The sequence below is a fragment of the Polaromonas glacialis genome (assembly GCF_000709345.1).
In the GTDB taxonomy this organism is placed as follows: domain Bacteria; phylum Pseudomonadota; class Gammaproteobacteria; order Burkholderiales; family Burkholderiaceae_C; genus Polaromonas; species Polaromonas glacialis.
Window position 1 is genome coordinate 1,425,022 of sequence record NZ_KL448323.1, and the last position, 19,524, is coordinate 1,444,545.

General features: G+C 61.9%; 16 protein-coding genes. 7 read left to right on the forward strand and 9 right to left on the reverse strand.

Annotated features, from left to right (window positions below; all coding sequences use genetic code 11):
• Positions 1-38 precede the first annotated feature (38 nt).
• The 7 genes from EC86_RS0107195 to EC86_RS0107225 form a co-directional block, all read right to left on the reverse strand.
• A complete protein-coding gene (locus tag EC86_RS0107195) occupies positions 39-2,138 on the reverse strand; it encodes a 3-hydroxyacyl-CoA dehydrogenase NAD-binding domain-containing protein (protein ID WP_029524990.1) in 2,100 nt (699 codons plus the stop codon).
• A gap of 196 nt (positions 2,139-2,334) precedes the next feature.
• A complete protein-coding gene (locus EC86_RS0107200; protein ID WP_029524991.1) occupies positions 2,335-3,030 on the reverse strand; it encodes an ABC transporter ATP-binding protein in 696 nt (231 codons plus the stop codon).
• Between the two features lie 2 nt (positions 3,031-3,032).
• On the reverse strand, positions 3,033-3,830 hold the full coding sequence (locus EC86_RS0107205; protein ID WP_029524992.1) for an ABC transporter ATP-binding protein: 798 nt from the start codon (positions 3,828-3,830) through the stop codon (positions 3,033-3,035).
• Positions 3,827-5,137 (reverse strand): branched-chain amino acid ABC transporter permease, encoded by a 1,311-nt coding sequence (locus tag EC86_RS0107210; RefSeq protein WP_036771944.1) that lies wholly within the window; start codon positions 5,135-5,137, stop codon positions 3,827-3,829. Before EC86_RS0107210 ends, EC86_RS0107205 begins: the two co-directional genes overlap by 4 nt.
• A 5-nt stretch (positions 5,138-5,142) precedes the next feature.
• Complete coding sequence (locus tag EC86_RS0107215; RefSeq protein ID WP_029524994.1) at positions 5,143-6,090, reverse strand: branched-chain amino acid ABC transporter permease; 948 nt, start codon at positions 6,088-6,090, stop codon at positions 5,143-5,145.
• A gap of 111 nt (positions 6,091-6,201) precedes the next feature.
• Positions 6,202-7,434 carry a branched-chain amino acid ABC transporter substrate-binding protein gene (locus EC86_RS0107220; RefSeq protein ID WP_029524995.1) on the reverse strand — a complete coding sequence of 411 codons (1,233 nt, stop codon included), beginning with the start codon at positions 7,432-7,434 and terminating at the stop codon, positions 6,202-6,204.
• A 122-nt stretch (positions 7,435-7,556) separates the two neighbouring features.
• A complete protein-coding gene (locus tag EC86_RS0107225; protein WP_029524996.1) occupies positions 7,557-9,179 on the reverse strand; it encodes a 3-(methylthio)propionyl-CoA ligase in 1,623 nt (540 codons plus the stop codon).
• Positions 9,180-9,376: 197 nt separating this feature from the next.
• Here EC86_RS0107225 and EC86_RS0107230 point away from each other — a divergent pair, with 197 nt between their 5' ends.
• The 5 genes from EC86_RS0107230 (at position 9,377) to EC86_RS0107250 (ending at position 13,318) form a co-directional block, all read left to right on the forward strand.
• Positions 9,377-10,870: a protein adenylyltransferase SelO gene (locus EC86_RS0107230; RefSeq protein ID WP_029524997.1), complete on the forward strand. Its 1,494-nt coding sequence runs from the start codon at positions 9,377-9,379 to the stop codon at positions 10,868-10,870.
• Between the two features lie 28 nt (positions 10,871-10,898).
• On the forward strand, positions 10,899-11,309 hold the full coding sequence (msrB, locus tag EC86_RS0107235) for a peptide-methionine (R)-S-oxide reductase MsrB (RefSeq protein ID WP_029524998.1): 411 nt from the start codon (positions 10,899-10,901) through the stop codon (positions 11,307-11,309).
• Positions 11,310-11,505: 196 nt separating this feature from the next.
• Positions 11,506-12,132, forward strand: a complete 627-nt coding sequence (locus EC86_RS0107240; protein ID WP_029524999.1) for a septation protein A — start codon at positions 11,506-11,508, stop codon at positions 12,130-12,132.
• Entirely contained in the window at positions 12,129-12,431 is a 303-nt protein-coding gene (locus EC86_RS0107245) for a BolA family protein (RefSeq protein WP_051675777.1), read from the forward strand. The genes EC86_RS0107240 and EC86_RS0107245 overlap by 4 nt, the downstream gene beginning before the upstream one ends.
• 104 nt (positions 12,432-12,535) lie before the next feature.
• The gene (locus EC86_RS0107250) at positions 12,536-13,318 is read left to right on the forward strand and encodes a peptidylprolyl isomerase (RefSeq protein WP_029525001.1); all 783 of its coding nucleotides are present in this window, start codon (positions 12,536-12,538) and stop codon (positions 13,316-13,318) included.
• Positions 13,319-13,381: 63 nt separating this feature from the next.
• On the opposite strand, the gene EC86_RS0107255 is transcribed toward EC86_RS0107250, so the two are convergent.
• Together EC86_RS0107255 and EC86_RS0107260 are read right to left on the reverse strand one after the other, a co-directional pair.
• Positions 13,382-15,829: a catalase gene (locus tag EC86_RS0107255; protein WP_036772896.1), complete on the reverse strand. Its 2,448-nt coding sequence runs from the start codon at positions 15,827-15,829 to the stop codon at positions 13,382-13,384.
• Positions 15,830-16,035: 206 nt separating this feature from the next.
• Entirely contained in the window at positions 16,036-16,800 is a 765-nt protein-coding gene (locus tag EC86_RS0107260; protein WP_029525003.1) for a heparan-alpha-glucosaminide N-acetyltransferase, read from the reverse strand.
• Positions 16,801-16,944: 144 nt separating this feature from the next.
• On the opposite strand from EC86_RS0107260, the gene EC86_RS0107265 reads away from it, so the two are divergent.
• A complete protein-coding gene (locus EC86_RS0107265; protein ID WP_029525004.1) occupies positions 16,945-18,564 on the forward strand; it encodes an alpha/beta hydrolase family protein in 1,620 nt (539 codons plus the stop codon).
• A gap of 56 nt (positions 18,565-18,620) precedes the next feature.
• The gene (locus EC86_RS0107270; RefSeq protein WP_029525005.1) at positions 18,621-19,502 is read left to right on the forward strand and encodes a D-hexose-6-phosphate mutarotase; all 882 of its coding nucleotides are present in this window, start codon (positions 18,621-18,623) and stop codon (positions 19,500-19,502) included.
• Positions 19,503-19,524 lie beyond the last annotated feature (22 nt).

Here is a 19,524-nt window from a genome sequence, read left to right on the forward strand (position 1 = left end):
TCTCCGGAATTGGGGGGCTTGACGTGATGGGCAGCGGATCAGTTGAAGGTCTTGCCTTCGGCGGCCAGCCGGGCCAGCAGCGGCGCGGGCTGCCAGAAGCTGGCGTCGTCGAGCGGATTCTTGGCGAAGCGGTTCATCGCCTGCACCACGTTGAACAGGCCGACCTGGTCGGCATACAGCATCGGGCCGCCCCGGTAAATCGGGAAACCGTAGCCCATCAAATACACCATGTCGATGTCGCTGGCCTTGGAGGCAATGCCTTCCTCCAGGATGTGCGCGCCTTCGTTGACCAGCGAATACACCAGGCGCTGGACGATTTCCTCGTCCGAAATCTTGCGCGGCGTGATGCCCAGCGATTTGCGGTGTTCCTCGATCATCTGGACGACTTCCTTGTTGGGAATGGCGTCGCGCTTGCCGGCCACGTAGTCATACCAGCCGGCGCCGGTCTTCTGGCCGAAGCGGCCTTTCTCGCACAGCAGGTCGGCGGTCTTGCTGTACTTCATGCCTGGCTTTTCCTGGTAGCGGCGCTTGCGGATGGCCCAGCCAATGTCATTGCCGGCCAGGTCGCCCATACGGAATGGCCCCATGGCAAAACCGAATTTCTCGATCGCCTTGTCCACCTGCGCGGGCGTGCAGCCCTCGTCGAGCAGGAAGCCGCCCTGGCGGCCGTACTGCTCGATCATGCGGTTGCCGATGAAGCCGTCGCACACGCCCGACACCACGGCAGTCTTGCGGATTTTCTTGGCGACGGCCATCACCGTGGCCATGACGTCCTTGGCGGTCTTGTCGCCGCGCACCACTTCGAGCAGCTTCATGATGTTGGCCGGGCTGAAGAAATGCAGGCCGACCACATCCTCTGGGCGACGGGTGAACGATGCAATCTGGTTCAGGTCCAGCGTCGAGGTGTTGGACGCCAGGATGGCGCCGGGCTTCATCACGCGGTCGAGCTCGGTGAAAACTTTTTCCTTGACGCCCATTTCCTCGAACACGGCTTCGATCACCATGTCGGCATCGGACAGGTCGTCGTAGCTCAGCGTGGTGCTGAGCAGACTCATGCGCTGCTCGTACTTGTCCTGCTTGAGCTTGCCCTTCTTGACCTGCGATTCGTAGTTCTTGCGCATCGTGGCGATGCCGCGCTCCAGCGCTTCAGGCTTCATCTCCAGCATCTTGACCGGGATGCCGGCATTGAGGAAATTCATCGCGATGCCGCCACCCATGGTGCCGGCGCCGATGACGGCAATCGAGTTGATTTCGCGCTGGGCCGTGTCCGCCGGGACGTCGGGGATTTTGGAGGCGGCGCGCTCGGCCATGAAGATGTGGCGCAGCGCGCGGCTTTCGGGCGTCCACATCAGGTTGATGAACAGGTCGCGCTCAAAGCGCATGCCGTCGTCGAATTTCTGCTTCGTCGCCGCTTCCACGGCATCAACGCACTTGAGCGGCGCGGGAAAATTCTTCGCCATGCCCTTGACCATGTTGCGGGCGAACTGGAAATAGGCGTCGCCGTTGCGGTGCTTGCAGGGCAGGTCGCGCACCAGCGGCAGGGGGCGGGTGTCGGCAATTGCCTGCGCGAAGGCAAATGCCTCGTCGGCCAGCGTCTCAGGCGAAGAGGCCATCTGGTCGAACAGCTTCTGGCCCGGGATTTGCGCCAGCATTTCGCTCTTGACTGGCTCGCCGCTGACAATCATGTTCAGCGCCGGCTCCACGCCCAGGGCGCGCGGCAAACGCTGGGTGCCGCCAGCGCCGGGCAGCAGGCCGAGCTTGACTTCAGGCAGCGCCACGCTGCAGCCGGGCGCGGCAATGCGGTAGTGGCAACCCAGGGCGAGTTCAAGTCCGCCGCCCATGCAGACCGAATGAATCGCGGCGACCACCGGCTTGGACGAGTTTTCAAGCGCCAGAATCACGCTGAGCAAATTGGGCTCCTGCATGGCCTTGGGCGAGCCGAACTCCTTGATGTCGGCGCCGCCCGAAAACGCCTTGCCGGCGCCGGTGATGACGATGGACTTGACCGCATCGTCGACGTTGGCCTTTTGCAGGTTGTCCGTGATGCTCAGCCGGGTGGCATGGCCCAGGCCGTTGACCGGCGGATTGCTCAGGGTGATCAGCGCCACCGAGCCGTGAACTTCGTAGAGGGTTGTCATGGGTTGGTTCTTTCCTTGATTGAAATGTCAGTGTTGAAGTTTCAGAGGGCGCTGGCCCGGTCCAGGCGCCTGGCAGTTCCGGTAAAAATAGTACGACCGTTCTTTTCCATTGTAGGGACGCTTACGAGGGCCACGAAGTGCGAAGGATGCGGGTTTACCCGGTTTTTGTCCCTGTCGTGACAAAGCCGCCAGCTTGTTACACCTCCAGCCACTCCTTTCGGATGTCGGCATCGGCGCGCAGGCTGTCGGGCGTGCCGTCGAACACGATGCTGCCGTGGCCCATGACCAGCGCACGGTCGGAAATGGCCATCGCAATCGTCAGTTTCTGCTCGATCAGCAGCACAGAAATGCCCTTGGCCTTCAGGGTCTGCAGGTACTGGCCGACCAGCTCGACGATCTTGGGCGCCAGGCCCTCGGTGGGCTCGTCGATGATGATCAGGTCCGGGTCGCCCATCAGCGTGCGGCACAGCGTGAGCATCTGCTGCTCGCCGCCCGACAGCACGCCGGCCTCGGTGTGCTGGCGCTCGCGCAGCCGGGGGAAGAGCAGGTACATGTCGTCAAACGACCAGCGCGAACCCATGCCCGATCCTTTCTGGCCGAGCAGCAGGTTCTGGTGAACCGTGAGCTTGGGGAAAATATCTCGGTTTTCCGGCACATAACCCAGGCCGAGATGGGCAATCTGGTAGGCCTTCTTGCCGACGATTTCCGCGTTTTTCCAGAGGATGGAACCCTGGCAATCGACCAGGCCCATGACAGCTTTGGCGGTGGTCGAGCGGCCCGAACCGTTGCGGCCCAGCAAGGCCACGATTTCGCCGGGCTGCACTTCAAAGGAGACATCGTGCAAGACGTGGCTCTTGCCGTAGAAGGCGTTGAGGTTGGTCAGTTTCAGCATGCTCAATGTCCTTGCCCTTGCGCGTCGGCCACCGATGAACCCAGGTACGCTTCCTGCACCCGCTGATCGGCGCGCACTGCTTCGGGCTCATCGAAGGCGATCACTTCCCCGTACACGACGACAGCAATCTTGTCGGCCAGGCCGAACACCACGCCCATGTCGTGCTCGACCGTCAGCAGGGTCTTGCCCACCGTGACCTCCTTGATCAGGCTGATGAAGCGGCTGGTTTCGGAGCGGCTCATGCCCGCTGTCGGCTCGTCAAGGAGGATCACGCTGGCGCCCCCGGCAATCGTGATCCCGATTTCAAGCGCGCGCTGTTCGGCGTAGGTGAGGTTGGTCGCCAGCACATCGTGCTTCTTGTCGAGCTTGATCATGGCCATTAGTTCGTCAGCCCGCGCGTTGGCGTCGTCCAGGTTGGCGAGGAATTTCAAAAAGGTGTACTTGTAGCCGAGGCTCCACAGCACGCCGCAGCGCAGGTTTTCAAACACGCTGAGCTTGGGAAAGATGTTGGTGATCTGAAAGCTGCGCGACAGTCCCAGCCGGTTGATTTCAAAGGGCTTTTTTCCCTGAATGGACTGGCCATCGAGAAGGACCTGCCCGCTCGTTGGTGCAAACCGCCCGCTGATCAGGTTGAAGAGCGTCGATTTGCCGGCCCCGTTGGGGCCGATGATGGCGATGCGCTGGCCCGGCTCGACCGCCAGGTTGATGCCGCGGATGATTTCGGTCTTGCCAAAACTCTTGCGCAGGTCTTTGAGTTCAAGTGCGAACTGCTGGCCTGTCTGGGATTTTGATGCACTCACAGGGCCTCCCGCCGCTTAATTTCTTTTTCTATCGATTCCTGCGTATCGCCCCATTTCACGGCGAAGCGGCGGCGTGCCAGCTCAAAAACGATCAGCCCCGCCAGCGTGATCGCGGCGGCGGCACCCCAGGTGACGGGCGCCGCCGCATTCAGCTGCATGCCCATGAAGTGAAGCTGCGAGCCCAGGGCCGCATCGAGCTGGAGGTGGTAGAGCATTTCAATCATGGCGGCAGCACCGGCAAAAGCAACCAGGCCCGTCACCAGCAGCGCCGCATAGTGGCCAAGCAGCGGTTTGAGCCTGCCGAACGCCGCCACGCGCACATTCGTCATGATCAGGCTGGCAAAGCCCCCTGGCGCAAACATGACCATGAACAAAAACACCAGGCCCAGGTACAGCAGCCAGGCCTTGGTGAACTCGCTGAGCAGCACAAAGGCCAGCACCATCAGCACCGCGCCAATGATGGGGCCGAAAAAGAAGGTGGCCCCGCCCAGAAACGTGAACAGCAGGTAGGCGCCGGAGCGGTAGCCGCTGACCACTTCCGACGTTACGATCTCGAAGTTCAGCGCGGCCAGCCCGCCCGAGATGCCGGCAAAAAAGGCCGCGATCACAAAAGACAAGTAACGCACTTTCTGGGTGTCGTAGCCGACAAATTCGACCCGTTCAGGGTTATCGCGCACCGCGTTGAGCATGCGGCCCAGCGGCGTGCGGGTGAAGGCGAACATCAGGCCGGTGCAGACAAAGGTGTACACCGCTATCAGGTAGTACAACTGGATCTGCGGGCCAAACGTGATGCCCAAGGGCTTGGGTCCGGTCACGCGGTTGCCCGAAATGCCGCCTTCGCCGCCGAAAAACTCGGGAAACATCAGCGACATGGCCCAGACCAGCTCGCCAATGCCCAGCGTGATCATGGCAAACGTGGTGGCTGATTTCTTGGTGGTGACCCAGCCCAGTATCAGCGCCGTCACCAGTCCGGCCAGGCCGCCGGCCAGGGGTATGAGGCTGACCGGCAAGGCCAGGCTTCCCTTGCTTACGGCGTTCAGGACATGCATGGCGATAAACGCACCCAGACCGGAATAGACGGCATGGCCGAAACTGAGCATTCCGCCCTGCCCCAGCAACATGTTGTAGCTCAGGCAAACAATGATAGCGACGCCCATTTGCGACAAAATGGTATGGCTCAGGCTACTGGTGAAGACCAGCGGTGCCGCCGCGATCACCAAGGCAAACAGGCTCCAGACCATCAGGCGCCCACGGCTTGGGGAACTGGAACGGCGCTGGACCGACGAAGAATGAAGAAAGGCCGACATAACTGTTATCCCTCCCGGGTACCTAAAAGACCCTTGGGCCGGAAAATCAGCATCAGCACCAGAAACAGGTACGGCAATATGGGCGCGATCTGGCTGACCTTGAGCTTGAGCACTGCGTAGCCGAAGGTTTCCGGCGTCACTGCAACGCCCAGCCCCGATACCGCGCTCATGAGCGAGCTGTCCACCGCGACCGCAAAGGTCTGCAGCACGCCGATCAGCACCGAGGCCAGAAAAGCTCCAGCCAGCGACCCCATGCCGCCCACCACCACCACCACGAAAATGATCGAGCCCACGGCCGCGGCCATGCTCGGTTCCGTCACGAAGGCGTTGCCGCCGATAACGCCCGCCAGCCCGGCCAGGGCGGCGCCACCGCCAAACACCAGCATGAAGACACGCGGCACGTTGTGCCCCAGCGCTTCCACCGTCTCGGGATGGGTCAGGGCCGCCTGAATGACCAGGCCGATGCGGGTCTTTTTGAGCAGCAGCCAGACAGCCACCAGCATGAACAGGGCCACCGCCATCATGAAACCCCGGTACATTGGAAATTGCGTTCCGTACAGAGTGAACAGCGGCCCTTTGAGCGCTTCGGGCACACGGTAGTCCACCGCGATGCGCCCCCACACCAGTTGCACGAGTTCAACCAGGATGTAGCTCAGGCCAAAGGTGATGAGCAGCTCAGGCACATGGCCGAACTTGTGCACCCGGCGCAAACAGATTTTTTCAAAGGCGGCGCCGATCACGCCGACCAGCAGAGGCGCAATGACCAGGGCAGGCCAGAAACCCACCAAACTGGTGACGCTGTAGGCAAAATAGGCGCCCAGCATGTAAAAGGAAGCATGCGCAAAGTTGAGCACGCCCATCATGCTGAATATGAGGGTCAGCCCCGAGCTAAGCATGAAGAGCAGCAGGCCGTAGCTCAGCCCATTCAGCAGGGAAATGGTGAAAAATTCCATGAATGTCCGTCAGTCAGAAGCCTGGAAAAATACACGGCTTTGTCAGGATCAAAAAGTGCGCCGGGGAAACTTTCGCCACCCGGCGCAGAAACGGCAAATCAGTCGAAGTGCCTAGGGGCGTTTCATGTCGCAGCTGGTGGGCGTGCTGGCGATGTAGCCGTCGATGTATTTGACGGGCGCGAAGGTGTAGCCCGTGTTTTCAACGCTGTAGTTGTTCTTGGCGTCCACTTTCTGCCATTTTGAAATGAACAAGCCCTGCTGCAACTGGTGGTCCGACTTGCGCATCTGCGAGTCGCCGTTGAACCCCTTGAAAGACAGTCCTTCCATGGCGGCGGCGACTTTCATCGGGTCGGTGGACTTGGCCTTGTTCATCGCCTCGGACAGCAGCACCACGCCGTTGTAGATGGCGAAGGTGTAGAAGTCGTCGTTGTACTTCTGCTTGAACTCCTTCATGATGGCGCCCAACTCGCCGGTGTAGTTGGAGTGGTTGTAGGCGATCTGGTAGACCTCAATGTCGCCTGCGGCGGCCAGGGCCGTCGGTGTGCCGCTCACACCCGGATAGTAGGCATAGATCGGGATTTTCAGGCCGGCTTCGGTGATCGCCTTGACCAGCAGGGTCATGTCCTGGCCCCAGTTACCAGTGACCAGCGTGTCAGCGCCTGAAGCCTTGATCTTGGCAATGTAGGGGGCAAAGTCCTTGACCTGTCCGAACGGGTGGAGGTCTTCACCCACAATCTGCGCATCGGGCCGGGTGCGGGCCAGGCCTTCCTTGAAATACTTGGCCACCTGCTGGCCGTGCGAGTAATTCTGGTTGAGCAAATAGACCTTCTTGACCTTGGGCTGGTCCTTCATGAACGCGGTCAGGGCCTGCATTTTCATGGAAGTGTCGGCGTCCAGGCGGAAATGCGCGAAAGAGCATTTTTCGTTGGTCAGCGCGGGATCGACAGCGGCATAGTTCAGGAAAATTACTTCCTTGCCGGGATTGCGTTCGTTGTGCTTGGCAATGCCATCGGCCAGCGCCAGCGCCACAGCCGAGCCATTGCCCTGCGCGACATAGCGAATACCCTGATCAATCGCCGACTTGAGCGCGTTCAAGGCTTCCTGGGGTGAGCTTTTGCTGTCGATGCCGACGACTTCGAATTTGACACCGGCCGCATTCTTGGCGCCATTGAGGCGCTCGGTAACGAATTGCCAGTTTTTCAACTGGTTCTGGCCCACGTTGCCGAAGGGCCCCGACAGGCCTTCGATCATGGCGATCTTGACCGTCTCGCCTTTTTGGGCAAAAGCGATCGAGGCGCTTGCAAGCATTGCACATACCGCTACAGACTTGATAGCAAAATTCACTGCATGTCTCCTTCGTTTGTTGATTTCGTGAGCGTACAAGTTTTGTTCAGGGTGCCGCTCAGGGAATGCCCTTAGGAAAGGGGTGCAGCTATCACCTCGGTGACTCTGCCGGCGTCTGCGGCTCAGCCAGGCAACTGGTAATCCTTGAGCAGCTCGCGAAGCCGCGTCTTGAGCATCTTGCCGGTGGCACCCAGCGGAATCGCATCGACAAACACCACGTCGTCGGGAATCTGCCATTTGGCGGTCTTGCCTTCGTAGAATGCCAGCAATTCCTCGCGGCTGACGTCCATGCCGGGTTTTTTGACCACGGCAATGATGGGCCGCTCGTCCCACTTCGGGTGCGTCATGCCGATGCAGGCCGCCATCAGCACCGCCGGATGCGCCACGGCGATGTTCTCGATGTCGATGGAGCTGATCCATTCGCCGCCGGACTTGATGACGTCCTTGCTGCGGTCGGTGATCTGCATGTAGCCGTCGGCATTGATGGTCGCCACGTCGCCGGTCGGGAACCAGCCATCGACCAGCGGATCGCTTTCGCCCTTGTAGTATTCGCGGATGATCCACGGCCCCTTGACCATCAGGTCGCCGTAGGTCTTGCCGTCCCAGGGCAGTTCCTTGCCGGCGCCATCGACGATCTTCATGTCGACGCCGTAGATCGCCCGCCCCTGCTTGAGGCGGATCTTCATCTTTTCTTCTTCGCTCAGGCTGTCGTGCTTGTTCTTTAGGGTGCAGAGGGTTCCCAGCGGGCTCATTTCGGTCATGCCCCAGGCGTGCAGCACCTCCACGCCGTAGTCATCGTTGAAGGCCTGGATCATGGCCGGCGGGCAGGCCGAGCCGCCAATTACCGTGCGGCGCAGGGTGGAAAACCGCAACCCGCCCGGCTTCATGTGCGTCAGCAGCATCTGCCAGACGGTCGGCACGCCGGCGGCGTAGGTGACTTTTTCGGCCTCGATCAGCTCGTACACCGACTTGCCGTCCATCGCCGGACCGGGAAACACCAGCTTGGCGCCGGTCAGCGCCGCCGAATACGGGATGCCCCAGGCGTTGACATGGAACATCGGCACGACCGGCAGGATGGCATCGCGCGCCGAGACGCTCATCACATCGGGCAGGGCCGCCGCATAGGCATGCAGCGTGCTGGAGCGGTGGCTGTACAGCGCGGCCTTCGGGTGGCCGGTGGTGCCGCTGGTGTAGCACATGCTTGACGCGGTGTTTTCATCAAAGGTCGGCCAGTCGTAGTCGCCCGGCTGGCCGCCGATCCAGCTTTCATAGCTTTGCAGGCCCGGAATGCCGGTGTCCGCAGGCAGCTTGTCGGCATCGCACAGGGCGATGTAATGCTTGATGGTGGCGCATTTGGCATGCACCGCCTGCACCAGCGGCAAGAAGCTCATGTCAAAGCACAGCACCTGGTCCTCGGCGTGGTTGGCAATCCAGGCGATCTGCTCCGGATGCAGGCGCGGGTTGATGGTGTGCAATACCCGGCCCGATCCGCTGACACCGTAGTACAGCTCGAAGTGCCGGTAGCCGTTCCATGCCAGCGTGGCGACGCGGTCGCTAAAGGCCAGCCCCAGCGCATCAAGCGCATGGGCCACCTGGCGCGAGCGCCGCGCGGCTTCCCGGTAGGTGTAGCGGTGGATGTCACCCTCCACCCGGCGCGAGACAATTTCCGCATCGCCATGGTGGCGCGCGGCGAATTCGATCAGTGATGAAATCAGCAAGGGCTGGTTCTGCATTAAACCTAACATCGTCTGCATCCTTTTTTTGTCGCCCGAACGGGCATGCCATGAAAATCGTGTCCACCGGTCTGCATGGTACAGGCCGCTTTTCCCGTCCCGCTTCGGGAAAGTCCGTAGCTGCGCCACCTTGGCGACAGCGTGCAACGCAAAACACAACACTTACCCCTTGCTGCACAGGGCTGCTTGCCCTACATCACAATAAAGTCATGAGCACTGCCCTTGACACTCCATTAGCCACCCGCCCCGCGCCTGCCGCCCCTGATTTGCAATGGAGCCATTCGTTTGCCGCGCTGGGGCCGGATTTCCATACCGAGCTGGAACCCCGCCCCCTGCCGTCGCCCTACTGGGTCGGGCGTAACCGTGCGCTGGCGCGTGAACTGGGGCTGCAAGACCAGTGGCTCGAATCGGCCGACACGCTGGCCGCCCTCACCGGCAACCAGCCGCTGCCCGGCAGCCGGCCGCTGGCCAGCGTCTACAGCGGACACCAGTTCGGCGTCTGGGCCGGGCAGCTGGGCGATGGCCGGGCCATCCTGCTCGGCGAGATGCAGACGCCCAGCGGACCGCAGGAGCTCCAGCTCAAGGGCGCGGGCAAGACGCCGTATTCGCGCATGGGCGATGGCCGGGCCGTGCTGCGCAGTTCGATCCGCGAATTCCTGTGCTCGGAAGCCATGCACGGGCTGGGCATTCCAACGACGCGTGCGCTGTGCGTGACCGGCTCCGACGCGCCGGTGCGCCGCGAGGAAATCGAAACCTCCGCCGTCGTGACCCGCACCGCGCCGAGTTTCATCCGCTTCGGCCATTTCGAGCACTTCAGCTACCGCAACCAGCATGCCCAGCTGAAAACCCTGGCCGATTACGTCATCGACCGCTTTTTTCCCGAATGCCGGGAAGCGAAGCAGCCGTATGCGGCCTTCCTGCAGGCCGTCAGCGAACGCACCGCCCGCATGATGGCCGCCTGGCAGGCGGTCGGCTTTTGCCACGGCGTGATGAACACCGACAACATGAGCATCCTGGGGCTGACGATTGACTACGGCCCGTTCCAGTTCCTCGATGCCTTCGACCCCGGCCACATCTGCAACCATTCGGACGAACAGGGCCGCTATGCCTACAACAAGCAGCCCAACATGGCCTACTGGAACCTGTTTTGCCTTGGCCAGGCGCTGCTGCCGCTGATCGACAACCAGGAAGACGCGCTGGCCGCGCTGGAGTCGTACAAGACCGTGTTCCCGCAGGCGCTGCAGGCCCGGATGCGTGCCAAGCTGGGGCTGCCCGATGAGCATGAAGGCGACGGCCAGCTGATCGAAAGCACCTTCCGGCTGCTGGCCAGCAACAAGGTGGATTACACGATCTTCTGGAGACGGCTGTGCGGGTTCACCGCGCAAAGCGGCCACGAGCCGGTGCGCGACCTGTTTTACGACCTGGAATCCTTCAATGCCTGGGCGCTACAGTATTCAGAGCGGATCATGCCCGTGGACAGTGCGCAAAGGGCCGATTTTATGCTGAAAAGCAATCCAAAATACGTGCTGCGCAACCACCTGGGCGAAGAAGCCATCCAGGCGGCGAAACTTAAAGACTTCTCGCAGGTCGATACCTTGCTGACGCTGTTGCAGGCGCCCTTCGACGAGCATCCCGGCCATGACAGTTTTGCCGGTTTTCCGCCCGACTGGGCCGCGTCGATTGCCATCAGCTGCAGTTCCTAATTTTTTCAACCAGACAGGACCCCAAGACATGAGCGCCAAAATCCAGAAAACCGATGCTGAATGGAAAGCCCTGCTTGCTGACAAAGGCGCCGAATCCGTGGCTTTCAACGTCACCCGCCATGCCGCCACCGAACGCCCGTTCACCGGCAAATACGAGGACAACTACGCCGAAGGCACTTACCGCTGCATCTGCTGCGATGCCGAGCTGTTCGACTCGTCCACCAAGTTCGACGCCGGCTGCGGCTGGCCGAGCTTTTCCGAAGAAATCAAGGAAGGCGCAATTGAAGAGCATGTGGACCGCGCCCACGGCATGACGCGAACCGAAACCGTTTGCGCCAACTGCGGCGCGCACCTGGGGCATGTTTTCCCCGATGGCCCCACGCCCACCGGGCTGCGCTATTGCATGAACTCGGCATCGCTCGACTTCAAAAAGAAATGAGCCCCCACGCTCCCCACTGCGTGTGGTTCGCTGCCCCCCGAGGGGGCCGCTGCGCCTGCGGCCCGGCGTAGCCGGTTCCGCAGCCCTGACTGGCCTGAGAAGTTATCGCCGCACAGCTTTTAGTTTGCACACCGCAATATGCCGGGCAGACTTTTTCTCATTTTTTTAATAAATCTCGCTCCGCCATAATCACGCCATGAAAATTCTGTTCGACTTTCTGCCGATTGCCCTGTTCTTTGGCATGTTCAAGTACGCCGAAGGCCACAAGGACTGGGCTGCAAGCACTGCCACCGACTGGCTCGGCTTCATGGTATCGGGCGGCGTCGTCGGCCCGGCCGAAGCGCCGGTGCTGCTGGCCACGGTGGTGGTGATTGTCGCCACGCTGCTGCAGATTCTGTGGCTCAAGGCACGCGGCCGCAAGGTGGACACCATGCTCTGGGTCAGCCTGGGGCTGGTCACCGCGCTGGGCAGCGCCACCATCTACTTTCACAGCGAAAGCTTCATCAAGTGGAAGCCGACGGTGCTCTACTGGGTGATGGGCGCCTCCTTGCTGGTGGGCGAGCTGGTGTTCAGGAAAAACGGCATCAAGTCGCTGATGGGCGCGCAGATGAGCCTGCCCGATGCGGTGTGGCGCAAGGTCAATTTCAGCTGGGTGGCGTTTTTCGCGGCCATGGGTTGCATCAACCTGTGGGTGGCGTTTAACTTTTCCACCAGCACCTGGGTCAATTTCAAGCTCTTCGGCAGCATGGGGCTGATGCTGGTGTTCATTCTGGCGCAGGCCTTTTTCCTCAACAAGCACATCAAGCCCGACACCACCTCATGAGCACACATTCATCCAGCGTTAACCCCGCCCTGCCGGTGCGTGTCAAGGAAATCGAGCAGCAGCTCCAGGCGCGTCTTGAACCGACCCTGCTGCAAGTGCTGGACGAAAGCGCAGCGCATGCCGGCCACGCCGGCGCCAATGCCGAGGGATTCGGCTCGCACTTTCGGGTTCGCATCGCCAGCCCGGCGTTTGCCGGCAAGAGCCGGGTGGCCTGCCACCGGCTTGTGTATGATGCAATGCAAAATTTCATCGACCAGGGCCTGCATGCCCTGGCCATTGAGATCGTTAAAGATCGTTGAAAGTCTTCGGGTCAGACCGGCCCGCTTGATCTCTCGCAACCGTGCCGGCCCTCGGGCTGGAACAATCAGCCCATAAACCCCTTCCTAAGGATTCCCACTTGAACATGAAGAAACAATTTTTAATGGCCACGGCCATGGCAAGCCTGCTGGCACTGAGCACAGGCGCCATGGCGCAAAACCTGGCCATCGTCAACGGCAAGGCCGTTCCCAAGTCGCGCATGGATGCGCTGGCCCAGCAGGTCGCCAAGGCCGGCCGCCCGGTCACGCCGGAAATGGAAGGCCAGTTGCGCGAGGAAGTCATTGCCCGCGAAGTATTCATGCAGGAAGCCGAAAAGCAGGGCATTTCCGGCACAGACGACTTCAAGGCGCAGATGGAACTGGCACGCCAGACCTTGATGATCCGCGAACTGTTCGCCAACTATCAAAAAACCCATCCCATCACCGATGCCGACCTGAAGGCCGAATACGACAAGTTCGCCGCAGCCAACGGCGGCAAGGAATACAAGGCGCGCCATATTTTGGTCGAGAAGGAAGGCGAAGCCACCGCCATCATCGCCAGCCTGAAAAAAGGCGGCAAGTTCGAGGACATCGCCAAGAAGCAATCAAAAGACCCTGGCTCCGGCGCCAAGGGCGGCGACCTGGACTGGGCCAATCCATCGAGCTACGTGCCCGAGTTCACCGAAGCCCTGCTAAAGCTGAACAAAGGCCAGATGACCGACACACCGGTCAAGTCGCAGTTCGGCTACCACGTCATCCGGGTCGATGACATCCGCTCGGCGCAACTGCCGGCGTTTGAAGAAGTCAAGCCGCAAATTGCCCAGCAGATGCAGCAGCAAAAGCTCGCCGCCTTCCAGGAAGACTTGCGCAAGAAAGCCAAGGTCGAATAAGCAACCCGTTTATTCCAACGACAAACGCGGCCAAGGCCGCGTTTTTTCATGGGCAAGGCCGCATCACACGCGCGGCGGATCGGTTTCCCGCGCCGGGTGACGGTGCAGCGCAATGCCCTTGATGAAGGTCGCCGCAGCATCGGCCGCGCTCCCCAAAGGCGCCATGATCAGCCCGGCATCGGGCTTGCCGTCTGGCAGCGTGGCCGGTATGCCGGCCTTTTCCAGCAACGCGCTTGAAGCGCCCAGCGCCAGGATGGTCTTGCCATGCCGGTACTGATCCTTGATGAATTCCATCGTGTGGCCATCCAGCGCCAGCGCATCGACGGCGGCTTGCCCATCGGGCAGCACCAGCGCATCAAACAGGAAGCCGGGTTCGTTTTCCAGTGAAGCGTCGGCATCGAGCGTCCCGCCTTCGGCCGTGGCGACGGAGCCTATATGCGGTGCCACCAGACGCGGAACGGCGTCTTCAGCCAGCAAGGCAGCCTGCACCTGCGCCATCGATTCGCCCATCACGCCGGGCGCAACCAGCAAGGCAATCTTGCGCGCCTTGATGCGGCCATCGCCCGGCCGGGCCATCAGCGACAGCGGCGGCGACACCGTGACCTCGGGCTTGGCCGGCTGGGCCAGCGCCAGCGGCATGGCGTCGGGCAGCGCGTCCATTCCCAAGCCTTCGGCGACTTTTTGCGCCAGGGCTTCCGACGCATTGCGCAGCATGGACACGGTACGCTGGCGAATCGCCGGTACCGTGACCTTGCTCAATTCAAAGCGAAAGGCGGCAGCGATATGCGCTTTCTCGGCCGGCGTCTGGCTTTCATAAAACAGCGTCGCCTGCGTGTAGTGGTCGGCAAACTTCTCGGGTTTGCCGCGCACCTTGGCCTGCTCTTCCTGCGCCTGCAAGCGCGCCGGCACCGTGACAAAACCTTGCCCGGCGCCCGCCTGGAACGGGCAGCCGCCAGCCAGCGAATTCGGCTCGTAGCTCACGCGGCCCCGGTGAATCGCTTGGCGGTGCATGCCGTCGCGCTGGTTGTTGTGTACCGGCGCGATCGGCGAATTGATCGGGATTTCATGGAAATTCGGGCCGCCCAGGCGTGAAATCTGGGTATCGACATACGAATGGATGCGGCCTGCCAGCAACGGATCATTCGAAAAGTCGATGCCGGGCAAGACATGCGCGGTGCAGAAAGCCACCTGCTCGGTTTCCGAAAAAAAGTTGTCCGGGTTGCGGTTGAGCACCATGCGACCTACGGGTTGCACCGGAATCAGCTCCTCGGGAATGATCTTGGTCGCATCCAGGATGTCGAAGCTGAACTGCTCGGCCTGCTCCTCGGTGAAGATCTGCACGCCCAGCTCGTACTCCGGGTAGGCGCCCGCCTCAATCCGCTCCCACAGGTCGCGGCGGTGGAAGTCGGGGTCGGCACCGGAAATCTTCACCGCCTCGTCCCAGACCAGCGAATGCGTGCCGGCCATCGGGTTCCAGTGAAACTTGACGAACACCGACTCGCCGGCGTCGTTGACAAAGCGAAAGCTGTGTACGCCAAAGCCCTGCATGGTGGCAAAACTGCGCGGAATGGCGCGATCCGACATCACCCACATCAGCATGTGGGTCGATTCAGGCATCAGCGAAACAAAATCCCAGAAGGTGTCGTGCGCACTGCCAGCCTGCGGCATGCCGTGGTGCGGCTCGGGCTTGACGGCATGCACCAGATCCGGAAACTTCATCGCGTCCTGGATGAAGAACACCGGGATGTTGTTGCCCACCAGGTCCCAGTTGCCCTCGTCGGTGTAGAACTTGACGGCAAAGCCGCGGACGTCGCGCGCCGTGTCCTTGGAGCCGCGCTCGCCGGCCACCGTGGAAAAGCGCACGAACACCGGCGTGACCTTGCCGGCTTCCTGGAACGGCGCGGCCTTGGTGTACTGCGTCAGCGGTTGGTAGCATTCGAAGTACCCGTGCGCGCCGGAACCGCGCGCATGCACGATACGCTCGGGAATGCGCTCATGGTCGAAATGGGTGATCTTTTCGCGCAGCACGAAGTCTTCCAGCAGCGCTGGCCCGCGCAGGCCGAATTTCAGCGAATTCTGGTTGTCAGCCACTGCCACGCCCTGGTTGGTCGTCAGCATTTGGCCAGAGGAATCCACGCGCACACGGTCCAGCGGCTCGATGGTGGCGTTCACGCCTTCGGGCGCAATGGTTCCGGTCTTGTCGCTGCTGTTCTCTTCGGACAGTGTGCTGCCGGTGGGCAGTCTGGACGCTGGCTCGACAGTGGCGCCTTGCCGGGGCGAGATGGCGTTTGCATACCCATGTTCGGCGGGCTTGGTCGCATTGAAAGGCATGGCAGCGACCAGGGCTTCGGTCTGCGTCATTTTTTCGACATGCGTATCGCCACCGGAATCAGGATTCACCTTGGAGGGTCCGCTGTCGGTGTTCCGAGCAGCTGCCTTGGCGGCACTGCTGCTGGAAGCGGTTTTTTCAGTTTTTTTTCGGCCATCGGCCGGTGGGATGGTTTTGGGCATGGGCGTTAAGAATGAGCCGGCGGGATTGCCAGCAGCCACATTACCGAAGCACTGCAGAGCCATTTGTAGGACGCGACCGTTTGCCCGGGAAAGCATTTTGTGGGGCGTCAAAGTTGTTCCTGCATCATGTGGATAACTTTGTTGATGAGCCCCTGCAAAAGCCGCCAAAGCGAGACAGGGCGTGGCTTAGGCCAGGATGCCTTAAATTAAGGCAGAAACGGCCAGGCTTGTTTCAAGGCGCCCAAACCCATCAACGCACCGATCAGCACGGGCTGGTGCAGCAGGTAATAGCTCAGGCTCCACCGGCCCAGTCCCGCCAGCACCTTGAGCGCTGCAAAGTCTGTCTTCGCCTGGGGAGCCAGCCAGTGCGGCCGCTGGCGCTGCACCCAGTTCCCCGCCGCCATGCCCCACCACATGACAACCAGCCACGGAATCAAGGGCACATAGTCCTCGGTGATGGGTTTGCGGCTGACCAGCCCCAGCCAGTTCAGCGCCTTGTGGTTCAGGAAATCAAGCGCAGGCCACAGTGCATGCGCGCCATCGGCCAGGAATTTCAGGGAAATCGCCGTGCCTCCCAGCAACCACAGCCACCGGCCCCAGCCCGCCGTCAGCCGCACGATGACCAGCATGACCGCCAGGCCGTGCAGCACGCCAAAATAAATAAAGCTTTGCGGATACATGGCGTAGGAGCCGGCGCTGACCAGCAGCGCAGCACCGGCCACCTGAGCCCATCTCCGCCAGAAACGCGCCCATGCCTGACGCCGATCGACGGCCACCGACTGGCCCAGGCCGGCGGTGAACAGAAACAGCGTCACGATCGCCGTTCGCTGCCATGTCCAGAGCGGATCAGCGTAAAAGTCCTGCCGCAGGTAGCCGAAATGGTTCAGATCAAAGCACAAGTGGTAAGCGGTCATCCAGACGATGGCCAGGCCGCGCAGGGCGTCGAGAAAGTCAAGTCGTCGAAACAGCATGGCGCAGAGTGTACGCAGATGTTTTTTTGCGTCGCTTGCGCCTTGTTAGGTAGTAACCCGACAGCGCGCTGATGCCAAGTTCGTTAACATTTCCCGTAACAAATAGTACGGTCGTTCTTTTTAATTCACAAGACAGGGACAAGCATGAAAACCATACCTTTACTGAGCATCGTCGCGGCGGCGTGTTTACTGGCCGCCTGCGGCGGCGACGACTCTGTCGACAGCCCTGTGGTTGTTGACAGCCCGCCAGCGCGCGGCGCGCTGATCCAGAATCCGCCAGCGCGAACCGCCTTCTTTTCGGCCGGCGATTTTGCCGCCAGGCTCAATGCCAGCGCCAGCGGCCGCAGCCTCCTGGCCATTGCCGGCACGCCCAAGTGCGGCGTCGATGTCCAGTACATCCGCTACGGCACCGTGGGCGGCGCCAACGAAAGCACCGATGCAACCGGCGCGCTGATGACGCCGTCGGGCGGCCCGGACTGCACCGGCAGCCGTCCTGTGGTGCTGTATGCCCACGGCACGACCACCGCAAAAAGCTACAACCTGGCGAACCTGGTGGACGAAAACGGCGCGGCATATTCCGAAGCCGTGTTGATCGCCGCGATGTATGCAGCGCAGGGCTTCATCGTGGTGGCACCCAATTACGCCGGATACGACACGTCCAAGCTGGCCTACCACCCCTACCTGAATGCCGACCAGTCGTCCAAGGACATGATGGACGCGCTGAGCGCCGCCCGCAAGGCCCTGCCCGGCCTGATCCAGCCGGTGCAGGACAACGGCAAGCTGTTCATCACCGGCTATTCGCAAGGCGGCCATGTGGCCATGGCCACGCACAAGGCCATGCAGGCCGCCGGCCAGAGCGTGACGGCCAGCGCCCCCATGTCCGGCCCGTATGCGCTGGCGGCGTTTGGCGACGCGGTGTACTACGGCAACGTCAACCTGGGCAGTACGCTGTTCACGCCCCTGCTGATCAACAGCTACCAGAAGGCCTACGGCAACATCTACAGCCAGCTCACCGATATCTACGAGCCGGCCTATGCCACCGGCATCGACACCTTGCTGCCCACCAACACGCCGCTGTCCACCCTGCTTGCGCCCGGCGGAAAGCTGCCGCAGACCGCCTTGTTCAGCCGCACGCCGCCGACGGCGCCGGCAGGTTCGCCGCCGTCGCTGCAGCCCACGCTCAACGCCATCAGCCCGCCGACCACACCGCCTGAACTGGCGCCGCTGTTCGCACTGGGGTTTGGCACGAGCAACCTCATCACCAACAGCTCGCGGCTGAACTACCTGCTCGACGCGCTGGCCCATCCCGATGGCGCTGTTCCGGCGCTGACCAATGCCCTGCCCGCAGCCAGTCCGGCAAATCCAATGCGGGTGGCCGCCAAGAAGAACGACCTGCGCAGCTGGACGCCGACGCGCCCCGTATTGCTCTGCGCCGGCAGCGGCGACCCGACGGTGTTCTACAACGTCAACACCCAGCTGATGCAGGGTTTCTGGACAAGCCCTTCACCGGCAGCGCCCGCCGCCAGTTTGCTGACCGTTCTCAACGTGGACTCAGCGCCCACCAGCGCCAGTGATCCTTATGCCGCTGCCAAGGCCGGTTTTGCGCAGGCCAAGGCCGGCACCGCGCAGGCGGCCGTGGCTGCAGGCGCTTCCGACGGCGGCGCCTCTGCCGTTGTGCAGGCCTATCATGGCGGCTTGGTGCCGCCGTTCTGCAACGCCGCCGCACGCGGCTTCTTCCAGCAGGTCACGGCAGCCGGTTTGTAACTACGAGAGCGCTCGAGGCTGGCTTGAACCAGACGGGCGCGGCCATAATTCGTGGCATGCACCTGCCCCCCGAAATCACCCGCTGCCAGCACGCAGGCCATAAGGCCCTGCTACTGGCCACCCGCCACGGCACCGCCGTCATCGCGCTGCACGGCGCGCACCTGCTGTCGTGGGTGCCGGCCGGCCAGCGCGATGTCTTCTGGCTTTCCCCCGACTCGCCGCCCGAGCCAGCTGCCATTCGCGGCGGCGTGCCGGTGTGCTGGCCATGGTTTGCCAAACAGGGCATGTTAGAGGACGCGCTGCAGCACGGGCCGGCGCGCGTCAATCGGTGGCAGGTCAGCGCGGTGCATGCCAGCGGCATGGATGAAATCAGCCTGAGCCTGACCCCCTGCGCCAATGACCGCTTCGCCGTCCTGGCATCCGATCTGCAGGTCAGCCTGAAGATCACGCTCGGCCGGACGCTGAGCCAGACGCTGCGCACCCGCAACCTCGGCACGCAGACGTTTCATCTGACGCAAGCCCTGCACAGTTATTTTGCCGTCAGCCATGCGGCGCAGGTCGGCATCGAAGGGCTGGCCGGCCTGCCTTACCGGGACAAACTGCGCGGCATGGCAGCCGACATCCAGCAGGCGCCGTTTGCCCTCGATCAGGCGTGCGACCGCATCTACCATGCGGCGCCGGACGCCGGCAGCGCCTTCACCGGCCGCTACACCCTGGCAGACCCGGGCTGGCAGCGCCGCATCGTCATTGCCACGCAAGGCAGCCGGTCGGTGGTGGTGTGGAACCCCGGCAGCGAAGGCGCGCGCAGGATGGCCGACGTGCCTGATGACGGCTGGCAGGATTATTTCTGCATCGAGGCCGCGAATGCCGGGCCGGATGTCATCGCGCTGGTGCCGGGCGCCGAACACGCGCTGGGGCAGACTTTAAGCATCGAATAAGCCGTTTGCGCAGTCCTGGCGG